The 2,353-nt window shown below is 58.5% G+C and carries 3 protein-coding genes and 1 pseudogene; 2 read left to right on the top strand and 2 right to left on the bottom strand.

The window, feature by feature from the left end; genetic code table 11:
• Window positions 1-112: 112 nt before the first annotated feature.
• Window positions 113-452: pseudogene (locus tag ACP7AP_RS24115) on the top strand (hypothetical protein); the annotation flags it as partial.
• Window positions 453-462: 10 nt separating this feature from the next.
• Here the strand turns inward: ACP7AP_RS24115 and ACP7AP_RS24110 are convergent.
• The gene (locus tag ACP7AP_RS24110) at window positions 463-996 is read right to left on the bottom strand and encodes a cation transporter (RefSeq protein ID WP_426038451.1); all 534 of its coding nucleotides are present in this window, start codon (window positions 994-996) and stop codon (window positions 463-465) included.
• Window positions 997-1,087: 91 nt separating this feature from the next.
• Here ACP7AP_RS24110 and ACP7AP_RS24105 point away from each other — a divergent pair, with 91 nt between their 5' ends.
• Window positions 1,088-1,525 carry a MerR family transcriptional regulator gene (locus ACP7AP_RS24105; protein ID WP_426038449.1) on the top strand — a complete coding sequence of 146 codons (438 nt, stop codon included), beginning with the start codon at window positions 1,088-1,090 and terminating at the stop codon, window positions 1,523-1,525.
• Between the two features lie 48 nt (window positions 1,526-1,573).
• Here the strand turns inward: ACP7AP_RS24105 and ACP7AP_RS24100 are convergent, their stop codons facing one another.
• Window positions 1,574-2,128: an ABC transporter permease gene (locus tag ACP7AP_RS24100; protein ID WP_426038447.1), complete on the bottom strand. Its 555-nt coding sequence runs from the start codon at window positions 2,126-2,128 to the stop codon at window positions 1,574-1,576.
• Between the last annotated feature and the right edge of the window lie 225 nt (window positions 2,129-2,353).

The following is a 2,353-nucleotide window of genomic DNA, read 5'->3' as shown; positions in this document are numbered from 1 at the left end:
ACATTGAACGGACGTCCACGCAAAACCCTCGGCTGGAAAACCCCCGCAGAGGCGCTGGACAAATTCCTGAAAGCCAAAGAAACTGAAAGTGTTGCGACGACCGGTTGAGACTGCCCAGTATCTGTCGATCAAATACACCGAACGGCTGGCCCAGGCAGGCATCGAGCCCTCGGTCGGCAGCGTTGGCGACAGTTAAGACAATGCCTTAGCCGAGACGATAAATGGTCTGTTCAAGGCCGAAGTCATCCACCGTCGCGGCCCGTGGTGCAGATTCGAGGCCGTGGAATATGCAAGCCTCGAATGGCCTTACGGCGATGCAAGCATCGCCTACCCGCTAAAAGGTCGACTGGTTCAACAACCGTCGTCTGCTCGAGCCGATCGGGAACATCCCACCCGCTGAAGCCGAAGCAAACTTCCACGCCGCTCTGGAAAATGAACCCATGGCCGCGTAACTAACCTCAATCAGCCGCCGGCAAACCCGGCGGGGTTCAGAACTGCGCGCAAGGCGGCCAGTGCTTTGCGCGCCACGGGTAGCAATCCGATCAGGCATGCGAGCGTGAAGGCCCAGATGGCATCGTCGGCGAGGAGGGTCCATTTCGCGATCTGAGCGGCGGTTAGCAAGATGCCGGTGAAAAACACCAAGCGGGCCTTGGCGGTCGCATACCAGTGCTGATCAGTTGGCAGGTCGGCGTGATTTTTGGGGGAGTGATCGGGGTGGGTTTCGGTGGTGTGATCCTCTGTCGGAGCGGCTTCGTGTGCTGGGATGGCGGGCGCGGTGATGCCATAACCCAAGGCTCGCATGGCGCGTTCGACTTGGGCGGGGCCGGTGGTTTTGGCGGCAAGGGTTAGGCGCAGGCGTTCATTCATCAGGGTAATTTTAACGCAACTGACTCCCGGCAAACGCTCCACAGCGGTCTGAATTTTGCGGGTGCAGGCTGCGCAATCCATACCAGAGATGCGCCATTCGTGTGAGCAGTCGCCGGATATGTCTGTCATTTCAGCCTCTTGCGTTCTTGCGACATACCGCTTTTCGTCTTTGAACCCTAAAGCTAGCGTCTCTAGTAACTATAGCTGCAAGAGGGTTCTTATGCTGACCATCGGAAAATTGGCCGCCGAGACCGGGATAAAGGTGCCGACGGTGCGCTATTACGAACAGATCGGCCCGCTGCCCGCACCGGAACGCAGTAGCGGCAATCAACGGCTGTATGGTTCCCTCGCACGGCAACGGCTGGCCTTCATTCGCCACGCCCGCGCGCTGGGCTTTCCGCTGGAGGCGATCCGCGATCTGCTCAGCCTGTCGGATCGGCCAGGGCTGCCATGCTCTGCCGCCGATGCGATTGCAAAGGCGCAGCTGGCCGCCGTGCAGGCGCGGATCGCGCAGCTGAAAGTGCTCGAGCAAGAGTTGCAGCGCATGGTCGTGCAATGCGCCCACGGCACTATCGCGGATTGTCGGGTGATTGAGGTTTTGGGCGATCACGGGTTGTGCGCGCATGATCATCATGCCGTAGCCGAGGGGACCGAGTGAAGGACCGCAGCTCAGCCAAGGTCCTTCATTTGATACCACGAAGATCGCCTAGACAAGCGCGGTTTTCGTCCTTCTCGCCTTCACGAACAACACGATGATCGCCAGGAACACGGCGGCATTGATGAGGGTCGACAGCGCGTAAAGCTCGGGTTTCACGCCGTAGCGCAAAGCACCCCACGCCACCGAGGTCATGGTTGGCGTCGCCCCCACCAGGTAGAACGAGATATCCAAGCCGTTCAGCGCCAGCACGAAAGCCACGATCAGGCTGCCCATGATGCCCGACCATGTCAGCGGCAGCATCACCTCAAGAAACGCGCGAAACGGGGTGGCCCCGCAGACAATCGCGGCTTCGTTCATCCGCCAATCGTATTTATACAGCATCGCCGCCATGATCAGGAAACAGAAGCTGAAGCAATGTACCGAGTTGGCGATGATCGCGGTCACCATGTTGCCCTGCAAGCCAAACACCAAGTAATACAAGGACGTGTTGGAAATCCCGAGCAGGATTTCAGATACAAACAGCGGCGCTGCGAAGAACACCGCGTAGAACAACGCCCGCATTCCGGCAAAACGCAGCGCGCCGATGATGGCCAGAAATCCCATCACAGTGGATAGGACTGCGGTGCAAGAGGCGATGATCAGGCTGTTCAGGAAGGCGCTTTGATAGATCGAGTTGGTTGCCAGATTGACATAGCTTTTCGGGTTGAAGGTAAGCGTCCGGTGAACCTGCCTACTTTTTTGTCGGCTTCCACTTCTTCGCGAGCTTGAGGACTGCGAGTTTGAGTTCGTCGGTTTCGGGGACATTGGGGTCGAACGGCGCTCCATGCC

This window comes from Cypionkella sp. TWP1-2-1b2, assembly GCF_049896245.1.
In the GTDB taxonomy this organism is placed as follows: Bacteria; Pseudomonadota; Alphaproteobacteria; order Rhodobacterales; family Rhodobacteraceae; genus Cypionkella.
The sequence above is the reverse complement of the archived record's forward strand: the minus strand, read 5'-3'. Positions and strand labels throughout refer to the sequence as shown.

Excerpts from the sequence above, each read along its gene's own strand:
- ACP7AP_RS24105 (WP_426038449.1), top strand. The coding sequence starts at position 1,088 with ATGCTGACCATCGGAAAATTGGCCGCCGAGACCGGGATAAAGGTGCCG.
- ACP7AP_RS24110 (WP_426038451.1), bottom strand. The coding sequence starts at position 996 with ATGACAGACATATCCGGCGACTGCTCACACGAATGGCGCATCTCTGGT.
- ACP7AP_RS24100 (WP_426038447.1), bottom strand. The coding sequence starts at position 2,128 with ATGGGATTTCTGGCCATCATCGGCGCGCTGCGTTTTGCCGGAATGCGG.